The sequence below is a fragment of the Streptosporangium subroseum genome (assembly GCF_900188345.1).
Classification (GTDB): Bacteria; Actinomycetota; Actinomycetes; order Streptosporangiales; family Streptosporangiaceae; genus Streptosporangium; species Streptosporangium subroseum.
This window is the reverse complement of record NZ_FZOD01000029.1, coordinates 31509-47859: the sequence shown is the minus strand read 5'-3', so window position 1 is coordinate 47859 and position 16351 is coordinate 31509. Positions and strand designations below refer to the sequence as shown.

Below are 16351 nucleotides of genomic sequence, written 5' to 3'. Positions count from 1 at the left end.
CGGCTGCGATGGTGCCTCCGGGCCAATATGTCACACGGGCCGGTCGGTGGCCGGTAGCCAGACCCGCATGGTGGCGGGGCCGCGGTTGCCCCAGCGGTGGTACGGCACGAGCCTCAGGGGTTCGGGGTCCGAAAGGTCCGGGCTCTCGGTCTCCTGCGCCGGGGTGTAGGGCCAGGCGCCCGTCTCGGGGGAGAGACGCGCGCTCTCGACGTCGAGCTCGACGACGCCGTCGACGAGGTGCTCGACCGGGGGCGACACCCGCGCCTCGACGAGGGCGAGCGCGGGGACGTCCCCCACGGATTCGGCGCAGTAGACGACCGGGCCGCGTTCGACGGCCGCGCAGCCGCGCAGCGCGTCCACCCGGCGATCGGGGAGGGTCCACCGGGGTGTCATCGGCAGGTCGAGACGGATCTCGTCGCCCGCCCCCCATTCCCCCTCGGCGACCGCGTAGCCGGGGGACACCGGGCGGGTGGCTCCGCCGTGGGAGATCTGTGCGCCGGAGGCCCACGAGGGGACCCGCAGGGAGATCCGCGCGGGTCCGCCCTCCAGTACGCGGACGGTCACCTCACCCGACCACGGATAACCGGTCTCGACGCGCAGCGCGAGGCCGTCGTGGCGGATCTCACCGGGGGTGTGGTGGTGGATCTGCACGCCGGAGGCGCCTGCGGTCGCGACATAGCCGGCCAGCGAGGCGTACGTGCGGGCGATGTTGTTGGGGCAGCACGACACGGTGAACCACGGTGAGCGCAGACCGCCCTCCGCTCCCTGGTTGATGCCCTCCACGGGTGTGGCGGGCACCCGGACGTGCAGCGGGTTGGCGTAGAAGAACGAGCGGCCGTCGAGGGCGGGGGCGGTGGCCAGGACGTTGAACAGGGTCCGCTCGGCGAGGTCGGCGTAGCGCACGTCGCCGGTGGCCAGGAGCAGCCGCTGGGAGAGCATGAGGGAGCCGATCCCGGCGCAGGTCTCGGAGTAGGCGCGGTCCGGCGGCAGCTCGAAGTCCTCGCCGAAGGCCTCGTCGGAGTGGTGCGAGCCCAGGCCGCCGGTCAGGTGGACCCGCCGGGCGACGGTGCGCTGCCACTGCGCCTCGATCGCCGACAGCAACTCGCCGTCCCCGGTCTCCACGGCCACGTCGACCGCGCCGCAGGCGAGATACATGGCCCGTACGGCGTGGCCGCGGAACACCTCCGCCTTCCGTACGGGAAGGTCGTCCTGGAAGTAGGCGCGGCCGAACGGGATGTCGTCCAGCGCGGGCGCCCCGCGCCGCTCGACGAACCGGCGGGCCATCTCCAGGTAGCGCTCGACGCCGGTCACCCGGTACAGCTCGACCAGCGCCATCTCCACCACGGGATGGCCGCACGTCTCCGTGGTGTCCATGAAGCGCAGGCAGATGTGGTCGGCCGCCCGCCGGACGACCTCGGTCAGCTCGTCCTCCCCGTGCACGCGGAGCCGCGCGACGCCGGCCTGGATCAGGTGGCCGTAGCAGTAGAGCTCGTGGCCCCACTCGAAGTCGGTGTAGCGCGCGTCGTGCCAGCGGGTGTTGAGGTAGCCGTCCTCCTCCTGCGCCCGGGCGACGGTCGCGGCCAGTTCCGGCAGGGCCGGATGGTCGGCCCAGGCCATCGCCTCCAGCAGCTTGTAGATCTCGGAGTCACTGAACTCCCTGCCCTGCCGGGGACGCGCGCCGCGCCGCGACGGGTCCTCTCCGAGCGCGCGGAAGTTGCCGATCCAGCCGGCGCGTTCCATCCACTCCTGGCAGTGGGCGATGATGACCTCGCGGTTGAGCGCGACACGGTCGCCCCAGAAACCGGGTGCCAGCCGTACCGAATCGAGGCCCAGGGGGGACAGCACGCCCGAGGAGGGCAGGACGGGGCTAGCCACGCAAGGCTCCTGACATGAATCCGCGCACGTAGTGGCGCTGGAGAACGATGAAGAGGATCAGGCAGGGCAGGGCCATGACCATGACCCCCGCCTGCAACATGCCGTAGTCGATGGCGCCGAACGTGCGCTGCGCCATGCTGACCACCGCCACCGGGAGGGTGAAGCTCGCGCCGTCGTTGAGCAGGATGAGCGGCGCGAAGAAGTCGTTCCAGGAGGCGAGGAAGGCGAACAGCCCGACGGTGATCAGGGCGGGCCGCACCGCGTGCAGCAGGATGCGGCTGAAGGCGCGGAAGGTGCCGCAGCCGTCGACGAGGGCCGCCTCCTCCAGCTCGCGCGGGATCGCCTCGAAGGCGTTGCGCATCATGAACAGCGCGAACGGCAGCTGGAACATCACGAAGACGAGGGAGAGACCGACCAGGGAGTTCTGCAGGCCGATGTAGCCGAGCAGGACGTAGAGCGGGATCAGGATGGTCGCGTACGGCACCATCAGGATCGCCAGGGTGGCGAGGAAGAGCAGGTTCTTGCCGGGGAAGTCGAAACGGGCGAAGGCGTAGCCGCCGAGGGCGGAGACCACGAGCGTGCCGGCGACGGTCATCACCGACACCAGCACGCTGTTGGTCAGGTAGGTGTCGAGGCCCTCGCCGAATTGAGCCATCTCGGCGTAGTTTCCCGGACCTCCGTCGAAGGAGGACCAACCGCTCCACAGCAGCGGGAACAGGAAGAGTACGGCCAGGGCGGACAGGGTGGTGTAGTACCTCAATTCGACCTCCTGAGCACGCGCATCTGCAGGGCGTTGAGCGCCACCAGCGCGACCAGCAGCACGACCGACAGCGCCGCCGCGCCACCGAGGTCGAAGCGGAAGAACGCGTCGCGGTAGACAACCATGACCATGGAGACGGTGCTGTTGTCCGGGCCGCCGTTGGTGAAGATGAAGAACTGGTCAAAGGCGAGCAGCGAGCCGGTGATGCTGAGGATGAGCATCAGCGCGATCGTGGGCCGCAGGAGCGGCAACGTGATCCTGGTGAAGATCTGCAGGCGGTTGGCGCCGTCGCTCCTGGCCGCCTCGTAGACCTCCACGGGGATCGCCTGCAGCCCCGTGAGCAGGATGAGCATGTTGAACCCGGCGAACCGCCAGATCACCAGGGTGATCGTGGAGAACAGCGCCATGTTCGGGGTGCCGGTCCACTTCACCGGCTCGTCGATGATTCCCAGGGTCCGCAGGATCGGGTCGATCGGGCCGAAGTCGTTGTTCAGCAGGCCGTAGAAGAGCAGCGCCGCCGAGGCGAAGCCGACCGCGCCCGGCAGGAAGAACGCGGTGCGGAAGAAGCCGATACCCGGCCTGCGCTCCTGCACCAGCAGGGCCAGACCGAGCGCGACCACGGACAGCAGGACCGTGGTGATCACGGTGTACTTCAGCGTGAAGCCCACCGCGTCGAGGAACAGGGGGTTGTCGGCGATCTTGGTGTAGTTGTCCGGGGCGTTGAAGTGCGCCTGGCCGAGCAGCGGCCAGCGGTTCAGCGACATCCAGACGATGAGCACCAGCGGCGCCAGGAACAGCACGCCCACGATCAGAGCGGTGGGCGCCGCGTAGAGCCAGCCCTGGGCGCCCCGGGTCCTCCACCAGGAGGGCGGTGCCGGGCTGGTCGCCCGCACCGCCTGCCCGTCACGCCTTGTGATCACGGTCATTGCTGCAGGGACTTGGTGATGTCGGTGTTGAGCTGGGCGACCTTGCCCGGGTCGCCGAACACCGCCTCACGGGCCAGGCGCAGCCACGGCCCCTGCGGGTCGTTGTAGGTCTGGCCGAAGCGCAGCGCGTACGGCGTCTGCCCCTTGGCCACCAGCGAGTTGATCAACACCACGCGCGGGTCCTCGGCGGAGTACTTGTTGTCGGACAGGTCGGTGCGGGCGAGCACGTCCTTGTTCTTGGCCATGACCTCGACCTGGGCCTCGTCGGAGACCGACCAGGACAGGAACTCCCAGGCCGCGTCGGCGTTCTCGGTGGTCGAGGAGATGCCGACCGAGTCACCGCCCACGAACGTCGACTCGCCGCCGTCGGGGCCGGCGATCGGCGCGACACCGACCTTCATGTCCTTGGGCATCAGGCCGAGTGTGGTCGAGGGCATCGGCATGACGCCGATCCCGCCCTTGGGGAAGAAGCCGGTCCAGGTCGGTCCCTGCTCCTCCTTGGCCGTCGCGCCGGTGATGCCCTTGGCGTACAGGTCCTTGTAGATGTTGAACACGTTCGTCATCGCGGGCTGGTCGTTGAGCGAGGTCGTGCCCTCGGGGTTCATGACCTGCCCGCCCGAAGCCCAGACCGAGGGCCAGAAGGTGAACACGTAGCAGCCGCCGCAGTTGCCGCCGAAGAACGTGCCGCTGACCTTGCCGTCCTGGCCCAGCTTCTCGTCCACGGTGGTGGCCTGCTCGGCGAACTCCTTCAGCGTCGTCGGGCCCTTCTCCGGGTCGAGACCGGCCTTGGAGTACAGGTCCTTGTTCCAGAACCAGACCGACAGGTCCAGGGTGTGCGGAAGCGTGTACTGCCGGCCGTCCAGCGTGCCCAGCTTCATGTGCGAGGGCGCGAGCTTGTCCTTGAACGGCAGGGCGTTGATCCTGTCGGTGATGTCCAGGAACAGGCCCTGCGAGGTGTAGTTGGGAACAAAGATCACATCGGAGGCGAAGATGTCGGGCAACTGCTTGGCGCCCGCCGCCGCGGCGATGCGCGGCTGGTAGTTGTCCGTCGGGATGACGGTCATCTTCACCTGGTTCTTGTGGCCCTTGTTGTAGGCCGCGACCAGACGCTCGCTCTGCGCCTGGGTCGCGGCACGCGTCCACATGGTGACCGTGACGCCTTCCGCGGGAGCCGCGGAGGCCGCGGAATCCGCCGGCTGGGGGTCGGCTCCGCCGCAGGCGGCCACGGACGCGATGGCCAGCAGGCCCACAAGGATGGCCCCGGCCCTTCGGCGTCGGGGTGAACGTGGATTCATGAACGTCTCCTCTCGGCATCCCCCGAGACGCCAGAAACAAAACTAAAAGGTTTTCGGAAACATAAGAGAAACGTTGGGGGCTGTCAATGGCCTGCGGATGCCCGGAGACTGTCCGGCGACTTGCTTACCCAGGAAGTGCTGGTTATGGTCTGTTTGGCGGCTCATGGCCGCCGCTGGCCTGGAGTAAGACCTCGGAGCAGGATGACAGAAAAGGGTTTCGCTAGATGGTCGATAGGCGATCGCGTGCGGTGACTATCAGCGACGTGGCCTCCCTGGCCGGGGTGTCGATCGCCACCGTGTCCAAGGCGCTGAACGGCCGGGACAACGTGCGAGCGGAGACCCGGCAGCGAGTGCTGGAGGCCGCGCAGGAACTCTCCTTCCAGCCCAACGCGCTGGCCAGGGGCCTGCTGTCCGGGCAGACCCGGACCGTCGGGCTGCTCACCAGTGACAGCGTCGGCAGGTTCGGGATCCCGGTGCTCCTCGGTGCCGAGGACGCGTTCGGCGCGGGGGAGATGGCGCTGCTGCTGTGCGACGCCCGGGGCGACGCCATCCGGGAGCAGCACTACATCCGCACGCTTCTGTCCCGGCGGGTGGACGGCTTGATAGTGGTCGGTGAGAGCACGGACACGCGCTCGTCCATCAGCCGTGACCTGCCCATCCCCGTGGTCTACGCCTACGGGGCGTCCGACGATCCGGGCGACGTCTCGTTCGTTCCCGACGACGTGGGCGGCGCGGCCCTCGCCGTGCGGCACCTGGTGGCCATGGGACGGCGCAGGATCGCGCACATCACGGGTCCGATGGACTACAAGGCCACGATCGACCGGGCCGAGGGCCTGGCGACGGCGCTTGCGGAGAGCGGTCTCGTCCAGACCGGCGAGACGTTCCACGGCACCTGGTCACAGCGTTGGGGCCGGCACGCGGCCGAGATGCTGCTGATGGCCGAGCCGGAGGTGGACGCGGTGTTCTGCGGGAGCGACCAGATCGCCGCCGGGTTCGTCGAGGCGGCCAGAGAGCGAGGCCACCGCATTCCCGACGACATCGCGGTCGTGGGCTACGACAACTGGGAGATGCTCTCCACCGAGACGCGGCCGGCGCTGACCACGGTCGACATGAATCTGGAGACGCTCGGCCGCACCGCCGCCCAGCACCTGTTCGCCGCCATCGACGGCAGGGCCACACCGGGTGTCCACCGCATGCCCTGCCGTCTTGTCATCCGCGACTCCACCGCCCCACGAGGCTCCTCCTGATCAGACGGAGGCCTCTACGCCAGGGGCGCGACGGCGGGTGCGCCGAGCCAGGTGGACAGGGCCGCCTCCAGCGAGCCGGGATCGGCGCCGGCGGTGTCGGGGGCGTCGGCGGTGTCGGGGGTGTCTGCGGTGTCGGGGGTGTCTGCGGTGTCGGCTGTGTCGGCTGTGTCGGCGGCCCAGGCGACGAATCCGTCGGGCCGTACCAGCAGCCCGGCCGGACCGGTCTCGTCGAGGACGGCCGCCGTGATCACCTTTATCCGGTCGCCGTAGCCGCCGGCCAGGGCCCGCAACCGTCCTGACGGGTCCAGCAGCAACGCCCTGCCCTCGTGAAGGTGGTCGGCGAGCCTGGTCCCGTCGGCCAGTTCGAAGTCCGGTGCGCTGGCGCCGACCAGCGGGTGGTCGCCGTGAAGGTCGTAGCGCTGCCAGACCCCGGAGATCTTCTTGGCGAAGTAGGTGGTCCCGGTGACGGTCCGCGTCAGGTCGGTCACCACCTCGCGAAGCGCTCTGGCGCGGGGGTCCGGGCGCATCAACGCGACCTGCGCACGCGTCCAGTCCAGCACCCAGGCGCCGATCGGGTGCCGCTCGGTGGTGTAGGTGTCCAGCAGTCCTTCCGGGGCCCAGCCCAGTACGGTCGCCGCGAGCTTCCAGCCGAGGTTCGCCGCGTCCCCGATGCCCAGGTTCAGGCCCTGCCCGCCGAAGGGCGAGTGGACGTGGGCCGCGTCACCGGCCAGGAGCACCCTGCCCAATCGGTAGGTGGTGGCCTGCCGGGCGTTGTCGGTGAACCGGGTCGCGGTCTTCACCCCGGTGACGACGACCTCGGTCCCGCTGACGTTCCGGATCGACGCCTGGAGCTCCTCGGCGGTGATGGCGCCGTCCCGGTCGGCCGGTACGCCGCCGAACTCCACGGTGAGGACGCGGCCCGGCACCGGGCCGTGCGCGTAGACGCCGGTGGCCGTGGCGTGCCAGCCCGTCTCCAGGGCTTCCGAGCCCTCCATCTCCACCATCGCCTGGTGCGCGTCGATCTCCGGGTCGGTGCCGGGGAAGTCGAAGCCGGCGAGCTTGCGGACCGCGCTCCTGCCTCCGTCGCAGCCCACCAGCCAGCGCCCGCGGATCCTCTCCCCGCTCGTCGTCACCGTCACCCCGTCGGCGTCGGCCTCCAGACCGGTCAGCTCCACGCCCCGGCGGACCTCGACCCCGAGCTTCGCGGCGCGATCGGCGAGGATCGTCTCGAGCTGCTGCTGGGTGACCATACCGATCAGATCGGCGGGGCCGTGTCCGGTGAGCTCGGGGTCCGACGGGTCAAGCAGGTCGGCGCTGAGCATGATCCCGGCGAAGTGGCCGGCGAACCTCGGCGGCGCCTTGGCGGGCTCCCCGCCCGGGGACCGCTGCCGCATGAACGCGGCGAACTGCTGCAGGTTGCCCTCCTGCGCCTCCTGAAGATCGGGCATCATGCCGCGCCGGTAGAGGGCCTCCACACTCGGGGTGTTCAGCGACCCGGCCTTGATGGTGGGGTCCATCTCCGTCAGTCGTTCCATCACCACGACCGAGGCTCCACCGAGCCGCAGTTCGCAGGCCAGCATCAGCCCGGTCGGACCGCCCCCCGCCACCACCACGTCGACGTCGTATGACATGTCACTCCTCCGAAAATATCTGCCGTCGATAGAAATTTACTTCAACTATAAGATTTTATCAACTAGAGTAAATCCCGTGAGTGATGAGCTTGGGCTCCGTGAGCGGAAGAAGCGGCAGACGCGCCAGTTGATCTCGGATGTGGCCTCCGGCCTCTTCGTCCAGCGCGGGTTCGACAACGTCACGGTCGCCGAGGTCGCCGAGGCGGCCAACGTCTCGACGAAGACGGTCTTCAACTACTTCCAGAGGAAGGAAGACCTCTTCTTCGACCGGTTCCCGCAGGCCATCGACCTGATCACCCGGGCGGTTCGCGAGCGCCCCGTGGGGGAGGAGCCGCTGGCCGCCCTGCGCCGCCTGGCCCTGGAACTCCTGAAGGAACGCCATCCCCTGGGCGGGGTCGGCGAGGGCTACCAGTTCTTCTGGCAGGTCGTGCTGGACTCACCGCCGCTGCAGGCCCGGGCCAGGGAGTTCGCCGAGGAGCTGGAGGGCCTGATCGGCGCTCTGTTCGCGGAGGCCACCGGAGCCGCTCCCGACGATTCGTGGTCCCGGCTGTCGGCGGCCCTGATCGTCGCGGCCTACCGTACGGCCTACGTCGTCGGCGCCCGGAGGATCCTCGCCGGCGAACGCGCGGACGACGTCCTCGATGATCACATCGTGCTGCTGAACCGCTCCTTCGACTCCCTGGAACGGGCGCTGGCCTCCTGAAGGTTCTCTCCGGAACGGCATGGGCCCCTGGTCGGCTCCCCGAAGGTTTTTCTGGAACGGGTGCCTGTACTCCCTGAGAGCCTCCCGAACGGGCGACGGCTTCCGGAGGTTTCCCCGGAACGGGCGCCGGCTCTCTGAGGCCCCATGTTCGGGCGGCGACCGGTGGATCCGGACGGTCCGGGCCCGTCCGTGGTGTCGCGAGCCGGTGAATGTCACGTCCGGAAACGGTTTGATCGGCCGAACGGTTTGAGAAGCTGTTGGGTATGACCGTCTCGACGTCTCGACGCCTGATCGTGCTGCGGCATGCCAAGTCCGCCTGGCCGGATGTGAACGACTTCGAGCGTCCGCTCGCCCCGCGCGGACGCCGCGACGCCCCCGCGGCCGGACACCGGCTACGGGATTCCGGCTATCTGCCCGATCACGTCATCTGCTCGCCGGCCCGCCGTACCCGTGAGACATGGGACCTCGTCGTCCAGGAACTGGACGCCACGCCACCGGTCTCCTACGACGAGCGAGTGTACGGCGCCGGCGTGAACACGCTGCTCGACATCGTGTGCGAGGCGCCCGCGGAGGTGGAGACCCTGCTGCTGGTCGGGCACAACCCTGGCTTGCAGGAGCTGACGCTGGCGCTCGCCGGCGAGGCGTCCGGCGACGCGCTCGAGCGGGCCCTGGAGAAGTTTCCGACCTCCGCGATCGCCGTGCTGACGTTCGCGGGATCCTGGCCGGAACTCGCCCCGGCATCCGCGCTGCTGGCTGACTTTGTCATCCCGCGCGGAAAGAAGAAATCCTGAAATATCGGTTCATCGATCGTTCCGGTCTATTTTCTCCTGCGGAGAGGCCTGTCCGGGACGGTCGATGATCGTCGATTCATTCGCCGGAAGACATCGGGGAAAGGATCACCGCCGACACCGGTGGAATTGCGCAAGCCACTTGTCTCCATTTCGGGAGATCTGAACCCGCCCTTATCTGCTGCGACGTCGGCAAAGGTGCCTTCCACGAAGTTCCTCACGTCCCGCCACTAAATGGCATTGTCCGGAGTCGAATGGCACCTGCCGTGGGCGAGAGGCGTTCAGTCCGCCCCGTGCGACCCCGTTCCGCACCGCTCCGGATGCCCGTGCCGGTCGGCGATCATGAAAATGAAGAGGGTTTTCAATTCGACGTGGAACATTGTGCCGATTGGGCCCGGCGCGGCCGCCCAGCGACGCGGCTATATTTCCTTTATATCTGGGAACGGCTTACAGATTTAGATCCCCCGCATGTCGTATAACGATGACGGCGGCGCTGATTAGTAGGGTCGAAGGCAATGGCGCATCATCGGCAATGTGCCTGGACGGAGCAATACCAAAAGAAAAGGACGGCTTTATGATAGACGCCACTCGCTCTCGCGTAGTGCCGCGAATTGTCAAGCGTTCCTGGCTGGCAGGAGCTCTCACAGCCACGGTCGCGATGGGGGCCCTCGTCGTGACGCCAACCGCGAGTGCGGCAGCGCGGGCACCGGTGGCGGTGCCACTCGGCACGGCTGCGAACTTCGCGGTTCTGGCTGGGAAAGCGGTCGTGAACACCGGCTCCACCGTTGTCACCGGAGACCTCGGAGTGAGTCCGAGCGCTTCGGTGAGCGGCTTTCCGCCCGGCAGCGTGAGCGGAGCCACGCATGCGGCCAACGCCGTCGCCGCGCAGGCCCAGGCCGACCTGACCACCGCCTACACCAACGCCGACACCCAGGCTCCCGCCACCACCGTGCCGACGCAGCTCGGCGGGACCACCCTGGGACCGGGCATCTACAAGTCCACCGCCGGCACTTTCCAGATCACCGGAAACCTGACGCTCGACGCGCAGGGAGATCCGAACGCGGTCTTCATCTTCCAGACGGTCTCCTCCCTCAGCACCGGAACCGCCAGCACGGTGACCCTCACCGGGGGTGCCCAGGAGTGCAACGTCTTCTGGAAGGTCGGCAGCTCGGCCGCTCTGGGAACGAACTCCAGCTTCACCGGAAACATCCTCGCGCTGAACTCGATCTCCGCAGGCAGCGGCGCGGCCGTGAAGGGCCGCGCCCTGGCCCGTACCGGCCTCGTCACCCTGAACAAGAACACCGTCACGCCGTCCGCCTGCCAGACCCCGCCGGGCACCGAACAGGCCCCGTCGGGCACCGCGGAGGTCCCGCCGGGCGCCATGCAGGCCGAGCCGTGCCTCCCCGGACAGGGAGGCCAGTTCGCCTTCACCATTCCGGTGGATGTTCTGAGCACGGCCATCCCCCCTGGCTCGGTGGCCTTCTTCGGCACCGGACCGCTTCTGGGCGGGCCCCAGTTCGACGCCGGCGGCCAAATCGTCCCGACCGCCGTGGATCCCTGCCAGGATGCGGGCCAGGGCATCGTTGCCCCGGGCACCACCGCCCCGAATACGACTACGCCGGGTACGGGAACCCCTGGCACCGCTACTCCCGGCACGGATGCGGGCACCCCGGGTACGGGTGCTCCCGATACGGGTCCGAGCACGGGTGCTCTCAGGGCGGACACTCCCGGCACGGCCCCGGGTACGGGCACCGCGGGCATGGGTGCGGGAACTCCAAGTACGACCACTCCGGGCACGGCCGCTCCGGGTACGGATGCGGGCGCCCCGGGTACGAGCGTGGGCACGGTCGCTCCGGGTACGGGCGTGGGCGCCCCGGGTACGAGCGTGGGCACGGTCGCTCCGGGTACGGGCGCGGGCGCCCCGGGTACGAGCGTGGGCACGGTCGCTCCGGGTACGGGCGCGGGCGCCTCGGATGCGAGCGTGGGCACGGTCGCTCCGGGCATGGACGGGCCGGATTTCGGCATCTCGCCGATGTTCTCCCAGAGTGTTGTCCTTTACGGCGCCTGCGCGCCCTGGGGGTGCTGATAAAACAACACCTCGGCACTGATCCCCGGACAACGGCGGCGTTCCGCATGGGAAGCCTCCGGCGCAAGGCGGCCCTGATCCGCAGGGGCAGATGTTGAGCGTTCTCTGTTGAATTCCTTGATTCTGAAACGCTTCAAGGCACGGGAAAGAATCCGGTGCACCGCGACCGGGCCGATACGGTCGCGGACCCGTCTCCCTGTAAGGCCCCGCCGCTGATGTCCTTTCCATGGACCTCACCGCTGGGGAGAGACAACCGCTCCTTCTGCCCGCCGATGTCCCGCACGGTGCTCCTGTGGCCGTGCGGGACATCGGTTTTTTGAATGTTGACGAGCCAGGCCGGAAGCGCGGGACGGATCGGGACGGACACCGATGACCGCCCGGGCAGGGCAGGGGAACCGGACACCGTGACCGAGGGCCGACCTTGGTCCGCGGGCCGGAGGTGCCGGAGGCGCCGGAGGTAAGGAGCACGGCGGTCCGCGCCCGTGGTGGTGACGCGCGGATCAGGCCGGCCGGTCCGGCCGACCTGCCGCGACGACATGATCCTCCGGCATCGCGACCATGACCGTTCACCCGTGAAGGTCGCACCCATGACTGTTCACCCATGGCCGTTTACCCGTGAAGGTCGCGACCATGACTGTTCATCCGTGAAGACGGTGAGGGGCGTGGGTTCTGTCGCGTGGACGTCGGCGCATCCGCCACACTTGTACCGGAGGAGGAATCGTGACAGAACTACCGGTTGATCCCTTGTGGAACACCGTGAAGAACTACGACTGGGGATCGCGTACGGCCATCGCCACGCTGACCGGGCGCCCCGTTCCCACGTCGCTGCCCGAGGCCGAGATGTGGCTCGGTGCCCACCCGTCCGGATCCTCGTCGCTGGTGCGGCAGGGAACGCGGCGCTCGCTCGCCGAGACGGTGGCCGCCGACCCGCTGACCGAGCTGGGACGCTCGACCGCGGAACGGTTCGGCTCGCGCCTGCCGTACCTGTTGAAGCTGATCGCCGTGGACCTGCCGCTGTCGCTGCAGGTTCACCCGTCGCAGGAGCAGGCGGAGGAGGGGTTCGCGAGGGGGGCCTACGTCGATCCGTTCTCCAAGCCCGAGCTGATCTGCGCGCTGACCCCGTTCACGGCGCTGGCCGGTTTCCGTGCCGCACGCCAGGCGGCGGACCTCCTGGAGGAGCTGGGCGTGCCGGAGCTGCAGCCGGTCATCGCGCTGCTCGCCGAGGAGGAGACCACGGCCGCGCTGCGAGTGCTGGTGGAGTGGCCGGCCGGCTCCAGGCGAGACCTCGTCGCCTCGATCGTGCGCGGCGCGACGGCCGCGGGCCGTCCCGACCACGCGCTGGTCGTACGGCTGGCGGGCCTCCATCCCGAGGATCCGGCCTGCCTCGCGCCGCTGCTGCTGGAGCGGTACGAACTCGAACCGGGTGAGGCGATCTTCCTCGGTGCGGGAGTTCTCCACTGCTACCTGAGCGGGTTCGGCGTGGAGATCATGAGCGGCTCGGACAACGTGCTGCGCGCTGGGCTGACCAGCAAGCCGATCGAGGTGGAGGAGCTGCTGCGGGTGACGGTCCCCTCCGCGCTGCCCCTGCGGATCGAGCCGGTGAAGAACGTCTACCGTACGCCCGCGCCGGAGTTCAGCCTGGGCAGTGTCAGTCCCGGTTCCGGCTTCCTGCTGGAGGGAGGCGTGCCGCGCATCCTGCTGTGCACGCGGGGAGAGGTCGAGGCGGGAGGACAGACCTTGCGCCAGGGGGAGTCCGCCTTCGTCTCCGCCGCGGCCGGACCCATAGACCTGCGCGGATCCGGGACGCTCTTCTGGGCGGAGCCCGGACAACAGTAAGCGGACGGAACGTCAGGCCGGGTGGCTCGTGCGAGAGCCACCCGGCCTGACGCGTGCCGGCGCGGCTCGGGGCCGACCGGATGCTCGGATTCATCGCCCGCCGAGGCCGCCGAGCGGGATGCCGCCGGCGAAGCGACGATCGACGTCGCCGCCGTGGGCCGGGCGGCGCAACGGCCGGCGCAGGGGTGTGCGGGAGTCCTCCGGAGGCTCGGGGGAGGCGGAAAATCGGGCTCGTGCTCGAATCCATGGTGTCCAGGCGGGCCGCTGCTTTGATCATGCTTTACCGATCATTTGCACTATCATTACGATGATCGGTTAGCGAGTCGGTAGACGATCCAGTAGGAGACGGGCCGTGCCTGACAGAGACGAAGACCGGAACCCGATTGAGGACCGGCAAGATCGCGTACCGGTCGGGATCGACACGTCCAAGCCGAACATCTCCCGGGTCTACGACTTCATGCTGGGCGGCAAGGACAACTTCGCCGCCGACCGTCAGGTCGCGGAGATGGCTCTGAAGATCGCTCCTGACGCCCCGGCGGCCGCGCGGTCCAACCGCGAGTTCCTGCGGCGAGTGGTGCGCCACCTGACGGCGGAGGCGGGCATCCGCCAGTTTCTCGACATCGGGTCCGGTCTCCCCACCCAGGGAAACGTGCACGAGATCGCCCAGGAGATCGATCCGGAGGCACGGGTCGTCTACGTCGACAACGACCCGATGGTCCTCGCACACGGCAGGGCGATCCTCGCCGTCACTGAGACGACCACCGTCATCCAGGCCGACATCCGCGAACCGGACAAGATCCTGGACCACCCGGAGGTTCGGCGGCTCATCGACTTCACCAAGCCGGTCGGGCTTCTTCTGTTCAGCATCCTGCACCACCTCAACGACGACGAGGACCCGGGCGGCATAGCGGACCGCCTCCGTGCCGCACTCCCGCCGGGCAGTTACGTCGCCGTCTCCCACTTCCACAACCCGGGCGCCGAGCATCCCGTGGTCTCCCAGCAGGCCGCCGAGGCCGAGCGGATCTTCAACGAGAACCTGGGCACCGGACGGTGGCGCACCGGGGAGGAGATCCTCGCCTACTTCGGTGACATGGAGGTCCTGGAGCCCGGTCTGGTGCCGCTGGTGGAGTGGCGACCGGATGTGTACGACAACCACGAGGTCGGCATCACCTACTACACCTACGTCGGCGGCGTGGCCAGGAAACCCTGAACGGAGCCGATCGCGTCTCGCGGTGTCCGGCACACGTGGCCGGACTCCGGGCGTGCCCGGCTTGTGCGGAGCCGGACTCCGGATGTGCCCGACGCAGAGTGCGCCGGGCACGCCGTCTCGACGGCTCCGCTCAGGAGGCCGCGGCGTTGCGGATGCCCCTCAGGGCGTGGAGCGCGTTGCTGCCACCGCGGCCGAAGTGGTCGTGCAGCTCGGTGTAGATCGCGTACAGCGCGTCGTAGCTCCTGGCTCGCTCCTCGTCGGGCACGTACACGTTCTTGTTGATCTTCCCCATGGCCTTGGAGGCGGAGTACACGTCGGGGTAGGCGCCCGCGGCGACCGCCGCGTGGATGGCGGAGCCCAGCGCGGGTCCCTGCTCGGAGCCGATGGTGCTGAGCGGGCGCCGGGTGACGTCGGCGTAGATCTGCAGCAGGAACGGGTTGCGGAGCATGCCTCCGGCGATGACCAGCTCCGACACCGCGACTCCCGACTTCTCGAAGTCCTCGATGATCGTACGGGTGCCGAACGCGGTGGCCTCCATCAGCGCCCGGTAGATGTCCTCGGGCGCGGTGGCGAGCGTGGAGCCGATCAGCACACCCGACAGGTTGTGGTCGACCAGGACGGAGCGGTTGCCGCTCTGCCAGTCGAGCGCGACGAGGCCGTGCTGGCCGACCTTCTGGGTGGCGGCCTTCTCCGTGAGCAGCTCATGGGGGGACAGGCCCCGCGAGGTGGCCTGCGCGTAGTAGTCCTCCGGCAGGCCGCAGCCGACGAACCAGGCGAAGATGTCGCCGACGCCGCTCTGCCCCGCCTCGTATCCCCAGAGGCCGGGGGTGACGCCGTTGGCCACCACTCCACACATTCCAGGCACCTCGGCCAGGACATCGGAGTTCATGACGTGGCAGGTGCTGGTGCCCATCACGGCGAGCATCTGGCCGGGCGCGACGGCCTGCGCGGCCACGTTCGTGACGTGGGCGTCGACGTTGCCGATCGCCACCGGGGTCCCCTCGGGCACCCCCGTCCACGCCGCGGCCCGCGCGGTCAGCCCGCCCGCGACCGTGCCCATGGCCGACAGCGGGTGCTCCAGCTTCTCGGTAAAGTCGGCGAAGCCGGGGTTCAGCTTGGCGAGGTATTCCGGGGAGGGCCGCTTGCCATCCTGGTGGATGCCCTTGTATCCGGCGGTGCAGAGGTTGCGGGTCTCCCGGCCGCACAGCTCCCAGACGATCCAGTCCGCGGCCTCGATCCACCGCTGCGCGCGCTCGTAGACCTCGGGGTCCTCCTCCAGGACCTGCAGCGCCTTGGCGTACTCCCACTCGCTGGAGATCTTCCCGCCGTAGCGGGGCAGCCAGTCCTCGCCGAGCTCTGCCGCCAGCGCGTTGATCCTGTCGGCCTGCGGCTGGGCCGCGTGGTGCCTCCACAGCTTGGGATAGGCGTGCGGGCGGTCCTGGAGATCCTCCAGCTCGCACAGGGGAGTGCCGTCGACGGTGGTCGGCAGGACGGTGCACGCGGTGAAGTCCGTACCGATGCCGATCACCTGGCCAGGGGCGACCCCGGCGTTCGCCAGCGCCTGCGGGACGGCGTACCGCAGCACGTCCCGCCAGTCCTGGGGGATCTGAAGTGCCCAGTCGGGGCCGAGCGGGGCGTCCGTCGCGGGTAGCCGCCGGTCGACCACGCCGTGCCGGTACTCATGCACGGCGGTGCCGAGCTCGGTGCCATCGGCCACCGAGACCACCACGGCGCGTCCGGACAGGGTGCCGTAGTCGATGCCGATGACAACTGCGGGGTCGTTGGACACAGCGGTGCTCCCAGGGAATGCAGGCGCGAATCAAGTGGGCTGATTGTTAGCGCTATCAGAAGTATTGGTCAAGGCTATCGGTGATTACGATTCGGGGTACATCCCTCTGGCTAGGGCAATTCGAGCCCATGGGAAGCATCCGAAAAGTTTCCACCTCTAGCCTTGACAGCTTAAGTGTTATCGCAAACACTCTGGTAACCCCAGC

General features: G+C 68.8%; 12 protein-coding genes. 6 read left to right on the top strand and 6 right to left on the bottom strand.

Going from position 1 to position 16351, the window contains the following annotated elements:
- Positions 1 to 30: 30 nt before the first annotated feature.
- From CHC08_RS26105 to CHC08_RS26090, 4 genes are read right to left on the bottom strand one after another with little or no spacing between them, the layout of a single operon-like run.
- Positions 31 to 1875, bottom strand: a complete 1845-nt coding sequence (locus tag CHC08_RS26105) for a glycoside hydrolase family 127 protein (protein ID WP_089210010.1) — start codon at positions 1873 to 1875, stop codon at positions 31 to 33.
- A complete protein-coding gene (locus CHC08_RS26100; protein WP_089210009.1) occupies positions 1868 to 2635 on the bottom strand; it encodes a carbohydrate ABC transporter permease in 768 nt (255 codons plus the stop codon). The genes CHC08_RS26105 and CHC08_RS26100 overlap by 8 nt, the downstream gene beginning before the upstream one ends.
- Positions 2632 to 3561, bottom strand: a complete 930-nt coding sequence (locus tag CHC08_RS26095; protein ID WP_089210008.1) for a carbohydrate ABC transporter permease — start codon at positions 3559 to 3561, stop codon at positions 2632 to 2634. The genes CHC08_RS26100 and CHC08_RS26095 overlap by 4 nt, the downstream gene beginning before the upstream one ends.
- Positions 3558 to 4856, bottom strand: coding sequence for an ABC transporter substrate-binding protein (locus tag CHC08_RS26090; RefSeq protein ID WP_089210007.1), 1299 nt, complete (start codon positions 4854 to 4856; stop codon positions 3558 to 3560). Before CHC08_RS26090 ends, CHC08_RS26095 begins: the two co-directional genes overlap by 4 nt.
- A gap of 248 nt (positions 4857 to 5104) precedes the next feature.
- On the opposite strand from CHC08_RS26090, the gene CHC08_RS26085 reads away from it, so the two are divergent.
- A complete protein-coding gene (locus tag CHC08_RS26085) occupies positions 5105 to 6103 on the top strand; it encodes a LacI family DNA-binding transcriptional regulator (protein WP_245878575.1) in 999 nt (332 codons plus the stop codon).
- Between the two features lie 14 nt (positions 6104 to 6117).
- On the opposite strand, the gene CHC08_RS26080 is transcribed toward CHC08_RS26085, so the two are convergent.
- Positions 6118 to 7734, bottom strand: a complete 1617-nt coding sequence (locus tag CHC08_RS26080; RefSeq protein ID WP_089210005.1) for an FAD-dependent monooxygenase — start codon at positions 7732 to 7734, stop codon at positions 6118 to 6120.
- Between the two features lie 76 nt (positions 7735 to 7810).
- Here CHC08_RS26080 and CHC08_RS26075 point away from each other — a divergent pair, with 76 nt between their 5' ends.
- From CHC08_RS26075 to CHC08_RS26055, 5 genes are all read left to right on the top strand, one after another.
- Positions 7811 to 8437, top strand: a complete 627-nt coding sequence (locus CHC08_RS26075) for a TetR/AcrR family transcriptional regulator (protein ID WP_089210004.1) — start codon at positions 7811 to 7813, stop codon at positions 8435 to 8437.
- A gap of 263 nt (positions 8438 to 8700) precedes the next feature.
- Positions 8701 to 9228 (top strand): SixA phosphatase family protein, encoded by a 528-nt coding sequence (locus CHC08_RS26070; protein ID WP_089210003.1) that lies wholly within the window; start codon positions 8701 to 8703, stop codon positions 9226 to 9228.
- Positions 9229 to 9706: 478 nt separating this feature from the next.
- A complete protein-coding gene (locus CHC08_RS48545; RefSeq protein ID WP_143653352.1) occupies positions 9707 to 11311 on the top strand; it encodes an ice-binding family protein in 1605 nt (534 codons plus the stop codon).
- A gap of 720 nt (positions 11312 to 12031) precedes the next feature.
- Complete coding sequence (gene manA / locus CHC08_RS26060; protein WP_089210002.1) at positions 12032 to 13147, top strand: mannose-6-phosphate isomerase, class I; 1116 nt, start codon at positions 12032 to 12034, stop codon at positions 13145 to 13147.
- A gap of 352 nt (positions 13148 to 13499) precedes the next feature.
- A complete protein-coding gene (locus CHC08_RS26055; RefSeq protein WP_245878574.1) occupies positions 13500 to 14357 on the top strand; it encodes an SAM-dependent methyltransferase in 858 nt (285 codons plus the stop codon).
- Between the two features lie 130 nt (positions 14358 to 14487).
- Here CHC08_RS26055 and araB read toward each other — a convergent pair whose 3' ends face one another.
- Positions 14488 to 16146: a ribulokinase gene (gene araB, locus CHC08_RS26050; RefSeq protein WP_089210001.1), complete on the bottom strand. Its 1659-nt coding sequence runs from the start codon at positions 16144 to 16146 to the stop codon at positions 14488 to 14490.
- Positions 16147 to 16351 lie beyond the last annotated feature (205 nt).